Annotated in this window: 17 protein-coding genes; 14 read left to right on the top strand and 3 right to left on the bottom strand. The window is 69.4% G+C overall.

Annotated features, from left to right (window positions below):
- Positions 1–2 precede the first annotated feature (2 nt).
- Together QAA18_RS04185 and QAA18_RS04190 are read right to left on the bottom strand one after the other, a co-directional pair.
- On the bottom strand, positions 3–2,375 hold the full coding sequence (locus tag QAA18_RS04185) for a 3-hydroxyacyl-CoA dehydrogenase/enoyl-CoA hydratase family protein (protein ID WP_279411234.1): 2,373 nt from the start codon (positions 2,373–2,375) through the stop codon (positions 3–5).
- A 35-nt stretch (positions 2,376–2,410) separates the two neighbouring features.
- A complete protein-coding gene (locus QAA18_RS04190) occupies positions 2,411–3,028 on the bottom strand; it encodes a TetR/AcrR family transcriptional regulator (RefSeq protein WP_279411235.1) in 618 nt (205 codons plus the stop codon).
- Between the two features lie 228 nt (positions 3,029–3,256).
- On the opposite strand from QAA18_RS04190, the gene ndk reads away from it, so the two are divergent.
- Genes ndk through QAA18_RS04245 form a run of 11 tightly spaced genes read left to right on the top strand, consistent with a single transcriptional unit; the run spans position 3,257 to position 13,688 of the window.
- Positions 3,257–3,682 (top strand): nucleoside-diphosphate kinase, encoded by a 426-nt coding sequence (gene ndk / locus QAA18_RS04195; protein ID WP_279411236.1) that lies wholly within the window; start codon positions 3,257–3,259, stop codon positions 3,680–3,682.
- 4 nt (positions 3,683–3,686) lie between these two features.
- Positions 3,687–4,907: a 23S rRNA (adenine(2503)-C(2))-methyltransferase RlmN gene (gene rlmN, locus QAA18_RS04200; protein WP_279411237.1), complete on the top strand. Its 1,221-nt coding sequence runs from the start codon at positions 3,687–3,689 to the stop codon at positions 4,905–4,907.
- A 10-nt stretch (positions 4,908–4,917) separates the two neighbouring features.
- Positions 4,918–5,736 carry a type IV pilus biogenesis/stability protein PilW gene (pilW, locus tag QAA18_RS04205; protein ID WP_279411239.1) on the top strand — a complete coding sequence of 273 codons (819 nt, stop codon included), beginning with the start codon at positions 4,918–4,920 and terminating at the stop codon, positions 5,734–5,736.
- Entirely contained in the window at positions 5,733–6,527 is a 795-nt protein-coding gene (locus QAA18_RS04210; protein WP_279411241.1) for a helix-turn-helix domain-containing protein, read from the top strand. The genes pilW and QAA18_RS04210 overlap by 4 nt, the downstream gene beginning before the upstream one ends.
- Positions 6,528–6,572: 45 nt before the next feature.
- Positions 6,573–7,208 (top strand): tetratricopeptide repeat protein, encoded by a 636-nt coding sequence (locus QAA18_RS04215; protein WP_279411243.1) that lies wholly within the window; start codon positions 6,573–6,575, stop codon positions 7,206–7,208.
- Positions 7,208–8,398: an outer membrane protein assembly factor BamB gene (gene bamB, locus QAA18_RS04220; RefSeq protein WP_279411244.1), complete on the top strand. Its 1,191-nt coding sequence runs from the start codon at positions 7,208–7,210 to the stop codon at positions 8,396–8,398. Before QAA18_RS04215 ends, bamB begins: the two co-directional genes overlap by 1 nt.
- Positions 8,399–8,432: 34 nt before the next feature.
- Positions 8,433–9,833, top strand: coding sequence for a ribosome biogenesis GTPase Der (gene der / locus QAA18_RS04225; RefSeq protein ID WP_279411246.1), 1,401 nt, complete (start codon positions 8,433–8,435; stop codon positions 9,831–9,833).
- 2 nt (positions 9,834–9,835) lie between these two features.
- A complete protein-coding gene (locus tag QAA18_RS04230) occupies positions 9,836–10,414 on the top strand; it encodes a molybdenum cofactor guanylyltransferase (protein WP_279411247.1) in 579 nt (192 codons plus the stop codon).
- Positions 10,411–11,619, top strand: coding sequence for a gephyrin-like molybdotransferase Glp (gene glp, locus QAA18_RS04235; protein ID WP_279411249.1), 1,209 nt, complete (start codon positions 10,411–10,413; stop codon positions 11,617–11,619). The genes QAA18_RS04230 and glp overlap by 4 nt, the downstream gene beginning before the upstream one ends.
- Before the next feature lie 8 nt (positions 11,620–11,627).
- A complete protein-coding gene (moeB, locus tag QAA18_RS04240) occupies positions 11,628–12,764 on the top strand; it encodes a molybdopterin-synthase adenylyltransferase MoeB (RefSeq protein WP_279411251.1) in 1,137 nt (378 codons plus the stop codon).
- 24 nt (positions 12,765–12,788) lie between these two features.
- A complete protein-coding gene (locus QAA18_RS04245) occupies positions 12,789–13,688 on the top strand; it encodes a DUF2272 domain-containing protein (protein WP_279411253.1) in 900 nt (299 codons plus the stop codon).
- Here QAA18_RS04245 and QAA18_RS04250 read toward each other — a convergent pair.
- Complete coding sequence (locus QAA18_RS04250) at positions 13,674–13,880, bottom strand: hypothetical protein (RefSeq protein WP_279411254.1); 207 nt, start codon at positions 13,878–13,880, stop codon at positions 13,674–13,676. The two genes, QAA18_RS04245 and QAA18_RS04250, sit on opposite strands and share 15 nt — an antisense overlap.
- Before the next feature lie 96 nt (positions 13,881–13,976).
- Between QAA18_RS04250 and folD the strand changes: the two genes are divergently transcribed.
- From folD to guaA, 3 genes are read left to right on the top strand one after another with little or no spacing between them, the layout of a single operon-like run.
- Positions 13,977–14,858 (top strand): bifunctional methylenetetrahydrofolate dehydrogenase/methenyltetrahydrofolate cyclohydrolase FolD, encoded by an 882-nt coding sequence (gene folD, locus QAA18_RS04255; RefSeq protein WP_279411256.1) that lies wholly within the window; start codon positions 13,977–13,979, stop codon positions 14,856–14,858.
- A 27-nt stretch (positions 14,859–14,885) separates the two neighbouring features.
- Positions 14,886–16,346 (top strand): IMP dehydrogenase, encoded by a 1,461-nt coding sequence (gene guaB, locus QAA18_RS04260; protein WP_279411259.1) that lies wholly within the window; start codon positions 14,886–14,888, stop codon positions 16,344–16,346.
- Positions 16,347–17,915 (top strand): glutamine-hydrolyzing GMP synthase, encoded by a 1,569-nt coding sequence (guaA, locus tag QAA18_RS04265; protein ID WP_279411262.1) that lies wholly within the window; start codon positions 16,347–16,349, stop codon positions 17,913–17,915.
- Positions 17,916–17,946: the final 31 nt, after the last annotated feature.

Genomic DNA, 17,946 nt, shown 5'->3' on the forward strand with positions numbered 1-17,946 from the left:
CTTCAGTTCCTCAGCGGCTTGCCGGTCTTCAGCATGTGCGTGATGCGTGCCTGGGTCTTGTCCTGCTGCGCAAGCGCGACGAAATGCTCGCGCTCCAGGCGCAGCAGCCAGTCCTCGTCCACCAGCGCGTTGCGGTCCACCTCGCCGCCGCAGAGCACGGTGGCGATGCGGCTGGCGATCTCGTAGTCGTACTCGCTGATGAAGCGGCCCTCGAGCATGTTCACCAGCAGCATCTTGAACGTGGCGATGCCGACATCGCCGGCGACGCGCACCTGGCGCGCGGGCAGCGGCGGGCGATAGCCGCGGTCGGCCAGCGCCAGCGCCTGGCCCCTGGCGATGTGCAGCAGTTCGTGGGCGTGGAACGCGACCACGTCGTCGGGTCGCAGCAGCCCGAGTTCCTTCGATTCAACGGCCGAAGCCGAGGCCTTGGCCATGGCGACGGTCTCGAACACCTTCTTCAGCTGCTCGAACACGTCGCCGCTGGCGCCCGCGGCAGCGGAAGCGCGCACGGCCAGTTCCTTCAGGCCGCCGCCGGCGGGCAGCAGGCCCACGCCGGCCTCGACCAGGCCGATGTAGCTTTCCAGGTGGGCGACGGTGCGCGCCGCGTGCATCTGGAATTCGCAGCCGCCGCCGAGCGCCAGGCCGCGCACGGCCGCCACCACCGGCACCAGCGAGTACTTGATGCGCTGGCTGGTGGCCTGGAAGTTGGCGACCATCGCCTCGAACCCGGCGACGTCGCCGGCCTGGAGCAGGCCGAGCGCACCGGCGAGGTTGGCGCCCGCGGAGAACGGCTCCTGCGGCTGCCAGACCACCATCGCGCGAAAATCGCGTTCGGCCACGTCGATGGCCTGTTGCAGGCCGGCCATCACCTGATCGTCGACGGTGTGCATCTTGGTCTTGAACGAGGCCACCAGGACGCCGTCGCCGTCGTGCCAGGCGCGAATGCCTTCGTTCTCGAACACGGTCTCGCCCGGATCGGCTCGCTCGCCCAGCAGCGGGTCGGGGAAGCGCTGGCGCTGGTAGACGGGCAGGGCCGAGCGCGGCAGCTTGGCGTTCTTGACCGGGCTGAAGCTGCCCTCGGCGCCGTGCACGCCCTCGCGGCCGTCGAACACCCAGTCGGGCAGCGGCGCGTCGCTCATCGCCTTGCCGGCGACGATGTCCTCGGCGATCCAGTCGGCGACCTGCTTCCAGCCCGCGGCCTGCCAGGTCTCGAACGGGCCGAGCTTCCAGCCGTAGCCCCAGCGGATCGCCAGGTCGACGTCGCGCGCGGTGTCCGCGATCGACGCCAGGTGGTAGGCGCTGTAGTGGAACAGGTCGCGGAACACCGCCCACAGGAACTGTGCCTGCGGGTGTTCGCTGCCGCGCAGCGCGGCGAACTTCTTCGCCGGATCCTTTTCCTTGAGCATGGCCGCGACTTCCGGGGCCACTTCGCCTGCGCTGGCACGGTAGTCCTGCGCCTGCAGGTCGAGCACCAGGATGTCCTTGCCTCGCTTCATGTAGATGCCGGCGCCGCTCTTCTGCCCCAGCGCGCCCTGGGCCACCAGGGCCTCGAGCCAGCCCGGCGCCTTGAAGTGCCGGTGCCACGGATCGTCGGGCAGGGTGTCGGCCATGGTCTTGATGACGTGGGCCATGGTGTCCAGGCCGACCACGTCCGCGGTGCGATAGGTCGCCGACTTGGGCCGGCCGATCGCCGGGCCGGTGAGCGCGTCGACGGCGTCGAAGCCAAGGCCGGAGGCAGCGGTGTGGTGCATGGTGGCCAGGATCGAGAACACGCCGATGCGGTTGCCGATGAAGTTGGGCGTGTCCTTGGCCCGCACCACGCCCTTGCCGAGGTGCGTGGTGAGGAAGGTTTCCAGCGCGTCGAGGATCGCCGGATCGGTGCCGCGCGCCGGGATCAGCTCGGCCAGGTGCATGTAGCGCGGCGGGTTGAAGAAGTGCACGCCGCAGAAGCGCGGACGCATGGCTTCGGGCAGCACGTCGGCCAGGGCGTTGATGCCCAGGCCTGAGGTGTTGCTGGCCAGCACCGCGTGCGGCGCCACGTGCGGGGCGATGCGCTTGTACAGGTCCTGCTTCCAGTCCATGCGCTCGGCGATCGCCTCGATCACCAGGTCGCAGCCTTCCAGCAACGCCAGGCCGGTGTGGTAGTTCGCCGGGACGATGGCGCCGGCCAGGGCCTTGCTGGCGAGCGGGGCGGGAGAGAGCTTTCCGAGGTTGGCGATGGCCTTGAGCACCACGCCATCCGGATTGCCGTCCTTGGCCGCCAGGTCGAACAGCACCGTGTCGACGCCGGCGTTGGCCAGGTGCGCGGCGATCTGCGCGCCCATCACGCCGGCCCCGAGGACCGCTGCGCGCCGTACAAGCAATTTCTCAGACATATTCGCTATCTCTATGAATTTAAATAGTTGCAGCTTCAGGAAGTGAAGCCAGCCGCGGCAAAGCGGATCAGTTCGCGGGCGGCGCGCTCGCGGTGCGCGGCCTCCGTGGTGCCGGCAGGGCGCTTGATCATTCCGAAGTCGGCCATTGCGTAGGTCAGCGCCCCGGACAGGAAGTCCAGGCGCCAGTACAGCTGCTCCTTGGGCAGGTCCGGGAGGCAGCCGGCGATGGCTTTGGCGAACTCGCGCGGCACGTGCCCGTACTGGTCGGACAGGAACTTGCGCAGGCTGTCGTTCTTCTCGGCGTAGGCCCGGGCGATCACCCGGATGAAGGCGGCGCCGCCATGGCGGTCCAGGGCCAGCGACAGCGCGGGCTCGACGAAAGCCGCCAGCACCGGCTCCAGCTCGCCGGGCTGCTGTTCCACGGCCTTCGCCAGGCGCTCGAGGCGGCGGGCGCTCATCTCGTCCATGCGCCGGCGGAAGACCTCGTTGACCAGGTTCTCCTTGCTGCCGAAGTGGTAGTTGACCGCCGCGATGTTGACGTCGGCCCGGCTGGTGACCTGGCGCAGCGAGGTCCCCGCGAAGCCGAACTGGGCAAACAGTTCCTCGGCGGCGCCGAGGATGCGGTCCTTGGTGGAGAAGGCAGTGGTCGCCATGGTGCCGAAGGCCCTAATCAAACGATTGTTTGATGCTACGCCCTGGCCGCAGGCAACGTCAAACCGCGTGCGCGGGGGAATGCAAAGTTGCCGGCCAATGCAGTAGAATTACCGCAGCCATGTCGGCTAAACCCGCGTTCCTACGCGGGTTTTTCTGTTATCCTCGGGCGCGGGACCCTGCCGATGGCGGGGAGTTTTCGCGACCCGCCTTTTCCGGAGAGTGTCCAAATGGCGCTGGAGCGCACCCTGTCGATCGTCAAGCCCGATGCCGTTGCAAAGAACGTCATCGGCGAAATCTATTCGCGTTTCGAAAAGGCCGGCCTGAAGGTCGTTGCCGCGAAGATGAAGCACCTCTCGAAGCAGGAAGCCGAAGGCTTCTATGCCGTGCATCGCGAGCGTCCGTTCTTCGCCGCGCTGGTCGAGTTCATGATTTCCGGCCCGGTGATGATCCAGGTGCTGGAAGGCGAGGGCGCGGTGCTGAAGAACCGCGAACTGATGGGCGCCACCAATCCGAAGGAAGCGGCGGCCGGCACCATCCGCGCCGATTTCGCCGATTCGATCGACGCCAACGCCGTGCACGGTTCGGACTCGCAGGAGAACGCCGCGATCGAGATCGCGTATTTCTTCCCGGCCACCGACGTCTACGCACGCTGAGCCGATGATGGAACGCGCGGGCGACGCCATGGCAACGCAGTCGAAGACAACTGGCCTGACCAATGTCTTCGACTTCGACCGTGCGTCGCTCGAGCGGTTCTTCGAAGAGGAGCTGGGCGAGAAGAAGTTCCGCGCCCACCAGGTGATGAAGTGGATCCATCACCGCCACGCGACCTCGTTCGAGGAAATGACCGACCTTGGCAAGGCGCTGCGCGCCAGGCTCGAGGAGCGGGCGGTGGTGCATGCGCCGCTGGTCATGTTCGACAAGGCCTCCACCGACGGCACCCACAAGTGGCTGCTCGGCATGGATCCGAAGAACGCCATCGAAACGGTGTACATCCCGGACAAGGGACGCGGCACGCTGTGCGTGTCCTCGCAGGTGGGCTGCGCGCTCAACTGCACGTTCTGCTCCACTGCCACCCAGGGCTTCAACCGCAACCTGTCGACGGCCGAGATCATCGGCCAGGTCTGGGTCGCCGGCCGCCACCTGGGCAACGTACCGCACGGTCGTTCTGGTGAAGGCGGGCGCCGCCTCACCAACGTGGTGATGATGGGCATGGGCGAGCCGCTGGCCAATTTCGACAATGTCGTGCGCGCGATGTCGATCATGCGCGACGACCTCGGCTACGGCCTGGCCAACAAACGCGTGACGCTGTCGACCGCCGGCATGGTGCCGATGATCGACCGACTCGGCGAGGTCAGCGACGTCTCGCTGGCCGTGTCGCTGCACGCCCCGTTCGACGAGCTGCGCAACCAGCTCGTGCCGCTGAACAAGAAGTATCCGATCGCCGAACTGATGGACGCCTGCGTGCGCTACGCGCTGCGCAAGCGCGGCACCTCGGTGACGTTCGAGTACACCCTGATGAAGGGCATCAACGACCAGCCCGAGCATGCGCGCGGGCTGGTGGCGTTGATGCGCGACTTCGACCGCCGCGTGCAGATGAAGGATGCGGCCAAGGTCAACCTCAGCCCGTGCAATCCGTTCCCGGGCACCCGCGTCGAGCGCCCGGACGAAGACGCGATCCGCGCCTTCCAGAAGCAGCTCAACAACGCCGGCATGATCGCGCCCGTGCGGCGCACGCGCGGCGACGACATCGACGCGGCCTGCGGCCAGCTCAAGGGCCAGGTCATGGACCGCACGCGGCGGCAGGCGGAGTTCCGGCGATCGCTCGAGGCAGGCCGGCTCGAATCCGGCGAGGGGGCACCCAGGGATGCGGCGGCCTGAGGCGAACGCCATGCGCCACCTGGTCGCCGGCCTGGTGCTGGCGGCCCTGCTTGCCGGGCCGCTCGCCGGCTGTTCCCGCCTGACCTTCGTCAAGGCCGACCCGAACCGTGGCGACTACATCCAGGTCGCGCCGGACTACAAGGTGCGCGAGGGCAAGGACGAGCAACGCCGGACGCTGGCGCTGTCGCTGGCTGCCGCCGCTACCGAAGCGCTGCAGGCCGGCCGCCTGGGCCAGGCCGAGGCCGAAGCGAAAAAGGCGCTGGACAACGATCGCGAGTCGTCCGAGGCGCACACCGTGCTGGCCCTGGTCGCCGAGCGCCGGGGCGACGCGAAGGCCGCCGGCAAGCACTACGAAGAGGCCGTGAAGCTGGCGCCCGGGCGCGGCGCCACGCTCAACAACTACGGCGCCTGGCTGTGCGGCAACGGCCGCGTCGCCGAGTCCCTGCCGATGTTCGACAAGGCCCTGGGCGACCGCGCCTACCGCACCCCGGAAGTGGCCCTGGCCAATGCCGGACGCTGCCGGCTGATGGCCGGCGAGGGCAAGCTGGCCGAGCGCTACCTGCGCCTGGCCCTGAAACTGGACAAGGACAATCCGGTGGCCCTGGCGGGGATGGCCAGGTACTCCTACGACATCGGCGACTACATGCAGGCGCGCGCCTTTTCCGAGCGCCGGCTGGCAGCTGCCGCGGCGACGCCGGAAGTCTTGCTACTGGCGTCACAAATCGAGCAGAAACTGGGCGACATGGCTGCGTCCGCGCACTATGTTCAGAGAATGAGGAACGAATTTCCTCAGTCGCAGACTCCCCGGGGGGGTGTGGGTCAGCAATGAATGCGAACGATATCGAGACCGGCGGAAAGCACGGCGCCGGCGAGCAGCTGCGCAAGGCGCGACGGGCGGCAGGCCTGAGCCAGGCCGATGTGGCGGCGCGGCTGAAGATGCCGCTGCGGGTGGTGCAGTCCCTCGAAACCGAGGACTGGTCGCGGCTGGGCGCACCGGTGTTCGTCCGTGGCCAGCTGCGCAGCTATTCGAAGCTGCTGGGCCTGACCATCGAACCGGTGGTGGAGGCCGCAGGCGTCGAGCCGGTGCGTCCGCCGACGCTGACCCCGCGTACCTACGTGGCGCCCTGGCAGCGCTTTGCCGAGCAGGCCGCGCGCCGTTTCGTCTACATCGTCATGACCGTCGCCATCGCCATCCCGGTGTGGCTGGCGACCCGGCCGCACCTGGACGTCGTGGCCCACGAAGGCGCGCCGCTGGATGCGCCGGCCACCGACGCCACGCGCTCCCCGGCGCCGGCCGAACCGGCGACCGATCCGCATCCGCTGGTGGCGTCGCTGGCACCGATCCCGGCGCGCGCCCCGGCGCTGTCGCTGCGCTTCAGCGGCGACAGCTGGGTCGAGGTGATGGACGCCGACGGCAGGATCCTCGAGCAGGCGCTGCTGCATGCCGGCGACCGCCGCAACTACGACGCCGGCGAAGTGGGCGGCATGGTCCTGGGCAACGCCTCCGCCGTGGAGGTCCGCCAGCAGGGCCGCAAGGCCGATATCGCCCCGTTCCTGCGCGCGAACGTCGCACGCTTTACGGTATCCTCTGACGGATCCCTCGCGCCTGCCGTGGACTGACGTCACTGCCGTCGCGGGGTCCCTCCTTCCCCACACGGCAGTTGCATGGCAATCGACGACCTTCTCGACGAACACGAACAGGGCGAACGCGTCCGCTCCTGGCTGCGCGCCAACGGCGCCGGCATCCTCGGCGGCATCGTCCTCGGCCTGGCCCTGATCTGGGGCTGGCAGTGGTGGCAGCAGCAGCGCAGCGGCAAGCAGATGCAGGCCGGCGCCGACTTCCTTGCGGCCACGAGCGCGCTCGAGCAGGGCGCGACGGACAAGGCCAAGGCCCACCTCGAGGCGCTGCCCGAGGGCGCCTACGCCACGCTCGGCGCGCTCTCCCTGGCCCGGAGCCAGGTCGAAGCGGGCCAGCGCGACGAAGCTATCGCGACGCTGCGCGCAATCAAGGCCGACGATCCCGCGCTGGCCGAAGTGGCCGTGCAGCGCCTGGCCCGGCTGCTGATCGACACCGGCAAGCCGAAGGAAGCGCTGGCTGCCCTGGCTGGCCTCAACGAAGATGCCGGCACGCTCCAGGTCCGCGGCGACGCCTACGCAGCGCTCGAGCAGGACGAGCAGGCGCGCGAGGCCTACACCCGTGCGCTGGCGCTGATCGAGGTCGGCTCGCCGCAGCGGAACATGGTCGAGCTCAAGCTCTCCGACGTCGGCGGCGACGTGGCGGCGACGGAGGCCGGCAGCTGATGGCACCCGCACGCACCCGCGCCCATGCGGCGCCGAAATTCCTCCTGGTGCTTGCCTGCGTGGTCGCGCTGGGCGGATGCAGCACGGTCAAGGGCTGGTTCACCGACAAGAGCAAGAACATCGCCGAACCGTCCGAACTCGTCGACTTCACGCCCACGGCCAAGCCGCAGCGGATGTGGTCGGTCAACGTCGGCAAGGGCGAAGGCCGCCTCGGCTCGCGCCAGGCGCCGGCCATCGCCGACGGCCGGGTCTACGCTGCCGACCTGGAAGGCGGCGTGGGCGCGTGGGACCTGCAAAGCGGCAAGCCCGCGTGGCGGGTCGAGTCCGAGCTGCGCCTGTCCAGCGGTCCCGGCGTGGGCGATGGCATCGTGGTCGTGGGCAGCCTGGAGGGCGATGTCGTCGCCCTCGAAGCCGCCAACGGCGCGCAGAAGTGGACGGCAAAAGTCGGCACCGAGATCCTCGCCGCGCCCACGGTGGGGCAGGGATACGTGCTGGTGCGTTCCATCGACGGCCGCGTCACCGCCTTCGACTCCGCAAGCGGCGAGCGCCGCTGGTTCTGGGAGCGCGAGACCCCGACGCTGACCGTGCGCGGCAACGCCTCGCCGCTGCTGGGCCCGGGCCTGGCGTTCATCGCCAGCGACGACGGCAGCCTGTCGGCGGTCACGCTCTCCACGGGGCGGCTGCTCTGGGAGCAGGCGATCGCACTGGGCGAGGGCCGCACCGAGCTCGATCGCATGGCCGACGTCGACGGCATGCCCTCGCTCGACGAGGTCGTGCTGTTCGCCACCAGCTACAAGAAAAAGACCATGGCCATCGACGGCACCACCGGTCGGCCGATCTGGGTGAACGACTCCGGCGGTCCCGGCAGGACCGGCGTGTCCGCCGACCGCGTCGTCGTCGCCGATCCGCAGGGCACCGTCTGGGGCCTGGGCAAGTTCGACGGCAGCGGCCTCTGGCAGCAACCAGCACTTGCATACCGTCGCCTCGCCGGCGTCGCGATCCAGGGCGACTACGCCGTGGTCGGCGACTACCAGGGTTACCTGCACTGGCTGCAACTTTCCGATGGCGCCCTGGCGGCGCGCGTCGAAGCCGCCGACGAGGCCTTCCGCGCTGCGCCCGTGGTCGCCGACGGCGTCCTCGTCGCCCAGGCCAGCGATGGCACCATGAGCGCCTGGCGCCTTTCGCCCTGACCGGAGGGCCGGTCCGCCGGCCCGCACAACCTACATGTTGCCTCTCGTCGCCCTCGTCGGCCGGCCCAATGTCGGCAAGTCGACCCTGTTCAACGCGTTGACGCGCACGCGCGACGCGCTGGTGCACGACGCGCCCGGCGTGACCCGCGACCGCAACTACGGCGTGTGCCGCCTGGACGAATCGCGTCCCTTCGTCCTGGTCGACACCGGCGGCATCGCTGGCGACGAGCAGGGCCTGGCCGGCGCCACCGCGCGCCAGTCGCGCGCCGCGGCCGAGGAGGCCGACCTGGTGCTGTTCGTGGTCGACGGCCGCGAAGGCGCCTCGGCGCTGGACGACGAAATCCTCGCCTGGCTGCGCAAGGTGTCCACGCCGGTCTACCTGGTCGTGAACAAGGTCGACGGCATCGACGTGCAGCAGGCGCGCAACGAATTCGCGCGCTACGGCTTCAAGGACGTCTTCGCCGTGTCCTCGGCGCACCGCCAGGGCCTGGACACGCTGCTCGCCTCGATCCTAGCCGCGCTGCCGGAGGACGGCGACGCGCAGGTGCTCGACAACGACCCGGAGCGGATCCGCATTGCCTTCGTCGGCCGCCCCAACGTCGGCAAGTCGACCCTGGTCAACCGCATCCTCGGCGAGGAACGGATGATCGCCTCCGACGTGCCAGGCACCACGCGCGACTCGATCGCCGTAGACCTGGAACGCGACGGCCGCAAGTACCGACTGGTGGACACCGCCGGCATCCGGCGCAAGTCGAAGGTCGACGAAGCGGTCGAGAAGTTCTCCATCGTCAAGACCCTGCAGGCGATCGAGCAGTGCCAGGTCGCAGTGATCATGCTCGACGCGGGCGAGGGCGTGACCGAACAGGACGCCGCCGTGCTCGGCGCCGTGCTCGATGCCGGCCGCGCGCTGGTGATCGCGGTCAACAAGTGGGACGGGCAGAGCGACTACCAGCGCAAGCAGACCGAATCGCTGCTGGTGCGCAAGCTGTCCTTCGTCGATTGGGCCGAGGCGGTGCGCATTTCCGCGCTGCACGGCTCCGGCCTGCGCGAACTGTTCAAGGCCGTGCATCGCGCGCATGCGTCGGCCACGCGCCAGTTCAGCACCGCCGAGGTCACGCGCGCGCTGGAAACGGCGATCGAGTCGCACCCGCCGCCGGTGGTGCGCGGCCACGCCGCCAAGCTGCGCTTCGCCCATCCGGGCGGCGAGAATCCGCCGACCTTCGTCGTCCACGGCAACCGCCTGCGCACGCTGGCCGAGAGCTATCGCCGCTACCTGGAAAACTACTTCCGCAAGCGTTTCAAGCTCGTCGGCACGCCGGTGCGCTTCGTGTTCAAGGAAGGCGACAACCCGTACAAGGACAAGAAGAACGTCCTGACCGATCGCCAGGTCGCGAAGAAGCAACGGCTGATCCGGCGCGCCAAGCGGAGCAAGTGACGATGGACGTGCCGGGCGGGGTGACCCTCGGCCTGCTCGCCGGCGGGCGCGCCACGCGCCTGGGTGGCATCGACAAGGCCTGGCTGTCGCGCGACGGCCTGCCACAGGTGCAACGCTGGCAACGACGCTTTGCCGGCGAAGTCGATGCGATGCTCGCCAGCAGCAATGGCGACGAGGCGCCGTATGCGGCGCTCGGCATCGCCGTGGTCGCCGACCGCGTGACCGAAGCCGGCCCGCTGGCGGGGCTGGACGCACTGGCCCGCGCGTGCACCACGCAATGGTTGCTGACGCTGCCGGTGGACCTGGTCGGGGTCAACGAGCGCCTGCTGCCGAGCCTGTACGCCGCGGCGGGCGACCATGGCAGCATGGCCCGCGACGACGACGGCCCACAGCCGCTGGTTGCGCTGTGGCTGGTGAAACGGTTGCGCGGCGCGGCCGTGGCCGCGCTGGCGGAAGGGGCGCTCGCGATCCACGCGTTGCAGGCGCGGCTGGGCATGCACGAAGTCCGTTTCGAAGGCGTGCGCTACGGCAACCTCAACACGCCGGCCGACCTGCAGGCCGCGGGAGTGCTTGTTCCATGATCGCCTTCGACGAAGCGCTGGCCATCGTCGCCGACGTCGCCGCCGCGCACCGGTTGCCGGTGGAGGCGCGCAGCCTGTCGCGCGCGCATGGCCACGTGCTGGCCCGCGGCGTGGCGGCGCCCATCGCCTTGCCACCGTTCGACAACAGTGCGATGGACGGCTTCGCGCTGCGCAGTGCAGACCTGGCGGCCGAAGGCGATACCGTCCTGCGCCTGGCCGGCGAGCAGTTCGCCGGGCCCTCGCTGGCCCTCGCGGTACATGCGGGCGAATGCGTGCGCATCACCACCGGCGCGCCGATGCCGGCAGGCGCGGACGCGATCGCGATCCGCGAGAACGTGCGCGTCGAGGGCGGCCACGTCATCGTTCCATCCGGCGCGTCGCGCGCCGGATTGCACGTGCGCCGCGCCGGCGAGGACGTGCGTGCCGGCGACCAGGTGCTGCAGGCCGGATGGACGCTGACGCCATCGCGCGTCGCCCTTGCCGCCGCGCTCGGCATCGACACCCTCGAGGTCGCACGCCGGCCGACGGTGGCTGTGTTCACCACCGGCGACGAGTTGGTCGAGCCCGGCATCCCGCTGCAGCCGGGACAGATCTACAACTCCAACCGCGAACTGCTGATGGGCCTGTTGCGCGCGGACGGGATCGAACCGGTGGCCTGGCCGACCTTGCCCGACGATCGCGGGCGCATGGCTTCGATGCTGCGCGATGCCGCCTCCAGTTTCGACGTGGTGGTGACCTGCGGCGCGGTGTCGGCCGGCGAGAAGGACCACCTTCCGGGCATCGTGCGCGAAGACGGCCACGTGCATTTCTGGAAAGTGCGGATGAAGCCCGGCATGCCGTTGCTGTTCGCGCAGATCGGCGAAGCCCGGATGCTGGGGCTGCCGGGCAACCCGGTATCGGTGCTGGCCACCTGGCTCACCTTAGGGCGCGCGCTGGTAGACGGGCTGCAGGGCAGGGCGGAACCGCGTCCGCGCTGGCAGGCGCGGATGGCCACGGCGTTCGCCAAGCGCAATGCGCGCCGGGAGTTCCTGCGCGGGCGCCTGCTGCCCGGCGCGGACGGCATCCTGCTGGTCGAACCCAATCCCGCGGACGGCTCGCACCGGCTCGCCGCCGCGGCGCGCGCCGACGCGCTGCTGGTGCTGCCTGAAGGCGAACGCAACTTCGAACCCGGCGACATCGTCGAGGTGTTGCCGATTCCCGGATAATGCCGGTCATGGCAAACGTCGACGGCATCCGCGAGATCGCGCCAGAAGAGGCCTTGCGGCGCCTGCAGGCAGGCGCGGTGCTGGTCGACGTGCGCGGCGACCACGAACGTGCGCTGGGCATGGCACAGGGTGCGCTGGGCGTGGTCCGCGAACAGCTCGAAGCCGCGCCGGCCGCCGTAGTGCCCGATCCGGACGCCGAAGTGCTGCTGATCTGCCAGTCCGGACGCCGTTCGCTCCTTGCTGCCCAGGCGTTGCACGCACGCGGCTACCGCAACCTAGCATCGGTGCGCGGCGGAACCACGGCTTGGGCGGCCGCAGGCTTGCCGATGCTGCGTCCGCAGCTCGACCCCGATTTCGAGGAACGCTATTCGCGCCACCTGCGCCTGCCCGAAGTCGGGCTGCAAGGGCAGCAGCGACTGGCTGCCTCGCACGTGCTGATCATCGGCGCCGGCGGACTCGGATCGCCCGCCGCGTACTACCTGGCGGCCGCGGGCGTCGGCCACCTGCGCATCGCCGACGACGACGTGGTCGAACGCAGCAACCTGCAGCGCCAGATCCTGCACACGGACGCGGCCATCGGCATGGCCAAGGTCGACTCGGCCTCCGCGAGACTGGCGGCGCTGAACCCGCGCATCCGGATGGAGACGGTGCGCGAGCGCGTCACCAGCGCCAACATCGAGCGCCTGCTCGACGGCATCGACCTGGTCCTGGACGGCGCCGACAACTTCCCGGTGCGCTACCTGCTCAACGATGCCTGCGTGAAGCTCGGCAAGCCGCTGGTGTACGGCGCCGTGCACCGCTTCGAAGGCCAGGTCTCGGTGTTCGACGCCGGACGCGCGCGCGGCAGCCTGCCTTGCTATCGCTGCCTGTTCCCGGAACCTCCGGCCGCCGCCGATGCGCCCAACTGCAGCGAGGCAGGGGTGCTGGGCGTGTTGCCAGGCGTGGTGGGCATGCTGCAGGCAACCGAAGCGATCAAGCTGCTGCTGGACATCGGCACGCCGCTGTCCGGCCGGCTGCTGCATTTCGACGCATTGGCGATGCGCTTCCGCGAAACCCGTCTCGCCCCGGATCCCGGCTGTGCCGTGTGCACGCCGGGTCGACCTTTCCCCGGATACATTGACTACGTGAAGTTCTGTTCGGGTTGAGTCGTCCCGCCGGGTAGGCAATGCATGGGCAGCGACATCCGACATCGATGGTTGCTGGCCTTGCTGACGATCGCCCTGGCCGGCTGTGCCCGGGCAGAACCTGCCTGCGGCGCGGACGCGCGTGCCGGTGAAGGCAGTTTCGCCGCCGGCATCGCCGCGGCGGCCTGCGCCGAGAACGCACTCTGGTATTCCCCGTTCATCGATGCCGACGGCCGCCTGGCGAGCATGACGGTCTCCGAGGTCGAGACCGCAGCGCTGGCCGACGGCAGCACGCCCGCGTGGACGCGCGTCGCCGAGTACTGGCGCGGTTCTGGACTGATGCCGGAAATGGCCTCGTATCCAGGCGCCGGCGAATGCGCGCGGGCCACCCCGGAAGCCTATCCATCGCCATCGTGCCGCGCGTTTCTCGCCGACCGGCCGTGGTCCGCCGCGTTCGTGTCCTGGGTGATGGTGCGCGCGCGGCTGCCCGGTTTCCGCCCCTCGACCAGCCACCTCGATTTCGTCCGCAGCGCCTGGCGGGGTGGTGGCAACGCCTACGTGCTCGCCGATCCGGAGCGCCACGCGCCCGCAGCCGGCGACCTGCTGTGTTTCGTCCGCGGCAACGGAGCGCCACGCGGGCATGCGGGCCTCCTTGCGTTCCTGGAGGCCGGCAGCGGCGACGGCCTGCCGATGCACTGCGACATCGTCGTGGGGCATGCGCGCGGCGGCCAGGACCTGTATCTCGTCGGTGGCAACGTGCTGCAGGGCGCGACGCTGCGCATCCTGCCGCTCAATCGCAAGGGCCTGCTGTGGTCGTTGCCGCGCGGCTCGACCGCGACCTGCAGCCCCGGCCAGCAGGAGACGTGCAGTTTCAACCGCCAGGACTGGGCGGCGCTGCTGAGGTTGCGGCCGCAGGCCGAGCTGGAAGCGCTAGCCGGAGGCTGATGCCTCGTGCTTGCCCTTGGGGCGCCGCTTGGTACGCGGATCCAGTTGCACGCCGAGCACGGCGTGGCAGTGGATGCAATTGAAGGTGAGGATGCGCGCCTTGCTGTCGCCATCCACGACGCCGACGATTTCCTCGACGTTGACGTGCAGCACGCGATGGCCGCACTTGCCGCATTGACCCTGGATCGCCATGCCTGTTCCCCCTTGGCTGGAAGACCGTGTCCGGTCGCCCGGGGTTATCGGCGATAATCCCGTATTCCGACTGTAACGCAGCGACCTGCCCACCGCATGACCCAGCCCACCGCCAGCGCCAGGATCCTCGATGGCAAGCGCATCGCCGAGGACCTGCTCGACGGGCTGGCGGCCCAGGTCCAGGCGCGGATCGCCGCCGGCAAGCCGCGCCCGGGGCTGGCCGTGGTGCTGGTGGGGCAGGATCCGGCGTCGGCGGTCTACGTGCGCAACAAGCGCCGGGCCGCAGCCAAGGTCGGCATCGAGGCGCACGACTTCGACCTGCCGGCCGGGACCAGCGAGGCCGAACTGCTGGCCTTGATCGACCGCCTCAACGCCGATCCGGCGATCCACGGCATCCTGGTGCAGCTGCCCCTGCCGGGCATCGACGACGCCAGCCGCCTGATCCATCGCATCGATCCGCGCAAGGACGTCGACGGCTTCCATCCGGAGAACGTCGGCCATCTGGCCCTGCGCCAGTTCGGCCTGCGCCCGTGCACGCCGCGCGGCATCACCACGCTGCTGGCCTATACCGACCGCCCCGTGCGCGGGCAGAGCGCCACCATCGTCGGGGTCAGCAACCATGTCGGCCGGCCGATGGCGCTGGAGCTGCTGATCGCCGGCTGCACCACCACCAGCTGCCACAAGTTCACCCCGCCGGCGGTGCTGGAGGCCGCGGTGCGCGGCGCCGACATCCTGGTGGTGGCCGCGGGCAAGCCCGGGCTGATCCCCGGGGAGTGGGTCAAGCCCGGCTCGGTGGTGATCGACGTGGGCATCAACCGCCTGGACGACGGCCGCCTGGTGGGCGACGTGGGCTTCGAGGCCGCGGCCCGGCGGGCCAGCTGGATCACCCCGGTGCCCGGCGGCGTGGGGCCGATGACCGTGGCCACCCTGATGCAGAACACGCTGGAAGCAGCCGAGGCCGCCGACGCGTTACAATGACGCGCTTCACCTCCTCCGGAATCGGCCATGCTCCGCATCCAGGCTGAAGCGCTGACCTACGACGACGTTTCCCTCGTCCCCGCGCACTCGACGGTCCTGCCCAAGGACGTCTCGCTCGCCACCCGCGTCTCCCGCGACCTGCGCCTCAACCTGCCGCTGCTGTCGGCCGCCATGGACACCGTCACCGAATCCCGCTTGGCCATCGCCATGGCCCAGCTCGGCGGCATCGGCATCATCCACAAGAGCATGAGCGTCGAGCGCCAGGCATCCGAGGTCGCGAGGGTCAAGACCTTCGAAGCCGGCGTGATCAAGGAACCCTTCACCGTCGGGCCCGAGACCACCATCGGCGAAGTGCTCAAGCTCACCCGCGCGCGCAACATCTCCGGCGTTCCCGTCGTCGACGGCGACGGCCACCTGGTGGGCATCGTCACCGGCCGCGACATGCGCTTCGAGAAGAAGCTCGACGATCCGGTGCGCCACATCATGACCAAGCGCGATCGGCTGGTCACGGTGAAGGAGGGCGCCACCGACGACGAAGTGCTCGGCCTGCTGCACAAGCACCGCATCGAGAAGGTGCTGGTGGTCAACGACGGTTTCGAACTGCGCGGCCTGATCACGGTCAAGGATTTCCAGAAAAAGCAGGACAACCCGAACGCGGCCTACGACGCGCACGAGCGCCTGCTGGTCGGCGCCGCGGTCGGCGTCGGCGGCGACACCGAACAACGCATCGAGGCACTGGCCGCCGCGGGCGTGGACCTGCTCATCGTCGACACCGCGCACGGCCACTCGCAGGGCGTGATCGACCGCGTGGCCTGGGTCAAGAAGCGCTTCCCGCAGGTGCAGGTGGTCGGCGGCAACATCGTCACCGGCGACGCCGCGCTGGCGCTGATGGACGCGGGCGCCGACGCGGTCAAGGTCGGCATCGGCCCCGGTTCGATCTGCACCACCCGCATCGTGGCCGGGGTGGGCGTGCCGCAGGTCACCGCGATCTCCATGGTCGCCGAAGCCCTGCAGGACCGGATCCCGCTGATCGCCGACGGGGGCGTGCGCTATTCGGGCGACATCGGCAAGGCGATCGTCGCCGGCGCTTCCACGGTGATGGTCGGCGGCCTGTTCGCCGGCACCGAGGAATCGCCGGGCGAAACCGAACTGTTCCAGGGCCGCAGCTACAAGAACTACCGCGGCATGGGCTCGCTCGGCGCCATGGAGAAGGGCTCCAAGGACCGCTACTTCCAGGACGCCTCGGACGCCGACAAACTGGTGCCCGAAGGCATCGAGGGCCGCGTGCCGTACCGCGGCCCGCTCGGCGGCGTGGTCCACCAGCTCGCCGGCGGCCTGCGCGCGACCATGGGCTACGTCGGCTGCGCGACCATCGAGGAAATGCGCAAGAAGCCGACGTTCGTGAAGGTGACCGCCGCGGGCACGCGCGAGAGCCACGTCCACGACGTCCAGATCACCAAAGAACCGCCGAACTACCGGGCAGGCTGAATGACCGACATCCATAGCGACAGGATCCTCGTCCTCGACTTCGGCGCGCAGTACACGCAGCTGATCGCGCGCCGGATCCGCGAACTGGGCGTGTACTGCGAAATCTGGGCCTGGGACCACGACCCGGCGGAAATCGCGGCCTTCGGCGCCAAGGGCATCATCCTGTCGGGCGGCCCGGAATCGACCACGCTGCCGGGTGCGCCGAGTGCGCCGCAGCAGGTATTCGACTCGGGCCTGCCGTTGCTGGGCATCTGCTACGGCCTGCAGACCATGGCCGTGCAGCTCGGTGGTCGCACCGAGGCAGCCGACCAGCGCGAATTCGGGCACGCCACGGTCGAGCTGGTCGCGCCGGATTCGCTGTTCGAAGGGCTCAAGGACCATCCGGGCTCGCCGCCGAAGCTGGACGTGTGGATGAGCCACGGCGACCACGTCTCCGAGGCGCCGCCGGGCTTCACCGTCACCGCGCGCACCGACCGCATCCCCGTGGCCGCCATGGCCAACGAGGACAAGCGCTGGTACGGCGTGCAGTTCCATCCCGAGGTCACCCACACCCGTTCCGGCCAGGCGCTGTTGCGTCGTTTCGTGGTCGACATCTGCGGCTGCGACACGCTGTGGACGCCCGAGCACATCATCGAGGACCAGGTCGCGCGCGTGCGCGAGCAGGTCGGCAGCGACCAGGTCATCCTCGGCCTGTCCGGCGGCGTCGATTCCTCCGTGGTGGCGGCGCTGCTGCACAAGGCGATCGGCGACCAGCTCACCTGCGTGTTCGTCGACACCGGCCTGCTGCGCTGGCAGGAAGGCGACCAGGTGATGGCGATGTTCGCCGAGCATATGGGCGTCAAGGTCGTCCGCGTCGATGCCGCCGACCGCTACTTCAAGGCACTCGAAGGCGTCTCCGACCCCGAAGCCAAGCGCAAGATCATCGGCAACCTGTTCGTCGAGATCTTCGACGAGGAAGCCGGCAAGCTCGCCAACGCGAAGTGGCTGGCGCAGGGCACGATCTACCCGGACGTGATCGAGTCGGCCGGCAGCAAGACCGGCAAGGCCCACGTCATCAAGAGCCACCACAACGTCGGCGGGCTGCCGGAGCACATGAAGCTCGGCCTGGTCGAACCGCTGCGCGAGCTGTTCAAGGACGAGGTCCGACGCCTGGGCGTGGAGCTCGGCCTGCCGCACGCCATGGTCTACCGGCATCCGTTCCCGGGTCCCGGCCTGGGCGTGCGCATCCTGGGCGAGGTGAAACGCGAATACGCCGAACTGCTGGCCCGCGCCGACCACATCTTCATCGAGGAGCTGCGTGCGGCCGACCTCTACGACAAGGTCAGCCAGGCGTTCGCGGTGTTCCTGCCGGCGAAGTCGGTCGGCGTGGTCGGCGACGCCCGCGCCTACGAATGGGTCGTGGCGCTGCGCGCCGTCGAGACGATCGACTTCATGACCGCCCACTGGGCGCACCTGCCGTACGAATTCCTCGGTAAGGTATCAAACAGGATAATCAACGAGTTACGAGGCATTTCTCGCGTAGTCTATGACATAAGCGGCAAACCCCCCGCTACGATCGAGTGGGAGTAGAGCCTTCTCGCCACGGATGAACACGGATAGA

The organism is Luteimonas sp. 8-5, from assembly GCF_029763755.1.
Taxonomy (GTDB): domain Bacteria; phylum Pseudomonadota; class Gammaproteobacteria; order Xanthomonadales; family Xanthomonadaceae; genus Cognatiluteimonas.

Excerpts from the sequence above, each read along its gene's own strand:
- QAA18_RS04190 (WP_279411235.1), bottom strand. The coding sequence starts at position 3,028 with ATGGCGACCACTGCCTTCTCCACCAAGGACCGCATCCTCGGCGCCGCC.
- bamB (WP_279411244.1), top strand. The coding sequence starts at position 7,208 with ATGGCACCCGCACGCACCCGCGCCCATGCGGCGCCGAAATTCCTCCTG.
- ndk (WP_279411236.1), top strand. The coding sequence starts at position 3,257 with ATGGCGCTGGAGCGCACCCTGTCGATCGTCAAGCCCGATGCCGTTGCA.
- folD (WP_279411256.1), top strand. The coding sequence starts at position 13,977 with ATGACCCAGCCCACCGCCAGCGCCAGGATCCTCGATGGCAAGCGCATC.
- rlmN (WP_279411237.1), top strand. The coding sequence starts at position 3,687 with ATGATGGAACGCGCGGGCGACGCCATGGCAACGCAGTCGAAGACAACT.
- glp (WP_279411249.1), top strand. The coding sequence starts at position 10,411 with ATGATCGCCTTCGACGAAGCGCTGGCCATCGTCGCCGACGTCGCCGCC.
- pilW (WP_279411239.1), top strand. The coding sequence starts at position 4,918 with ATGCGCCACCTGGTCGCCGGCCTGGTGCTGGCGGCCCTGCTTGCCGGG.
- QAA18_RS04230 (WP_279411247.1), top strand. The coding sequence starts at position 9,836 with ATGGACGTGCCGGGCGGGGTGACCCTCGGCCTGCTCGCCGGCGGGCGC.
- QAA18_RS04210 (WP_279411241.1), top strand. The coding sequence starts at position 5,733 with ATGAATGCGAACGATATCGAGACCGGCGGAAAGCACGGCGCCGGCGAG.
- QAA18_RS04215 (WP_279411243.1), top strand. The coding sequence starts at position 6,573 with ATGGCAATCGACGACCTTCTCGACGAACACGAACAGGGCGAACGCGTC.
- guaA (WP_279411262.1), top strand. The coding sequence starts at position 16,347 with ATGACCGACATCCATAGCGACAGGATCCTCGTCCTCGACTTCGGCGCG.
- QAA18_RS04185 (WP_279411234.1), bottom strand. The coding sequence starts at position 2,375 with ATGTCTGAGAAATTGCTTGTACGGCGCGCAGCGGTCCTCGGGGCCGGC.
- guaB (WP_279411259.1), top strand. The coding sequence starts at position 14,886 with ATGCTCCGCATCCAGGCTGAAGCGCTGACCTACGACGACGTTTCCCTC.
- QAA18_RS04250 (WP_279411254.1), bottom strand. The coding sequence starts at position 13,880 with ATGGCGATCCAGGGTCAATGCGGCAAGTGCGGCCATCGCGTGCTGCAC.
- moeB (WP_279411251.1), top strand. The coding sequence starts at position 11,628 with ATGGCAAACGTCGACGGCATCCGCGAGATCGCGCCAGAAGAGGCCTTG.
- QAA18_RS04245 (WP_279411253.1), top strand. The coding sequence starts at position 12,789 with ATGGGCAGCGACATCCGACATCGATGGTTGCTGGCCTTGCTGACGATC.
- der (WP_279411246.1), top strand. The coding sequence starts at position 8,433 with ATGTTGCCTCTCGTCGCCCTCGTCGGCCGGCCCAATGTCGGCAAGTCG.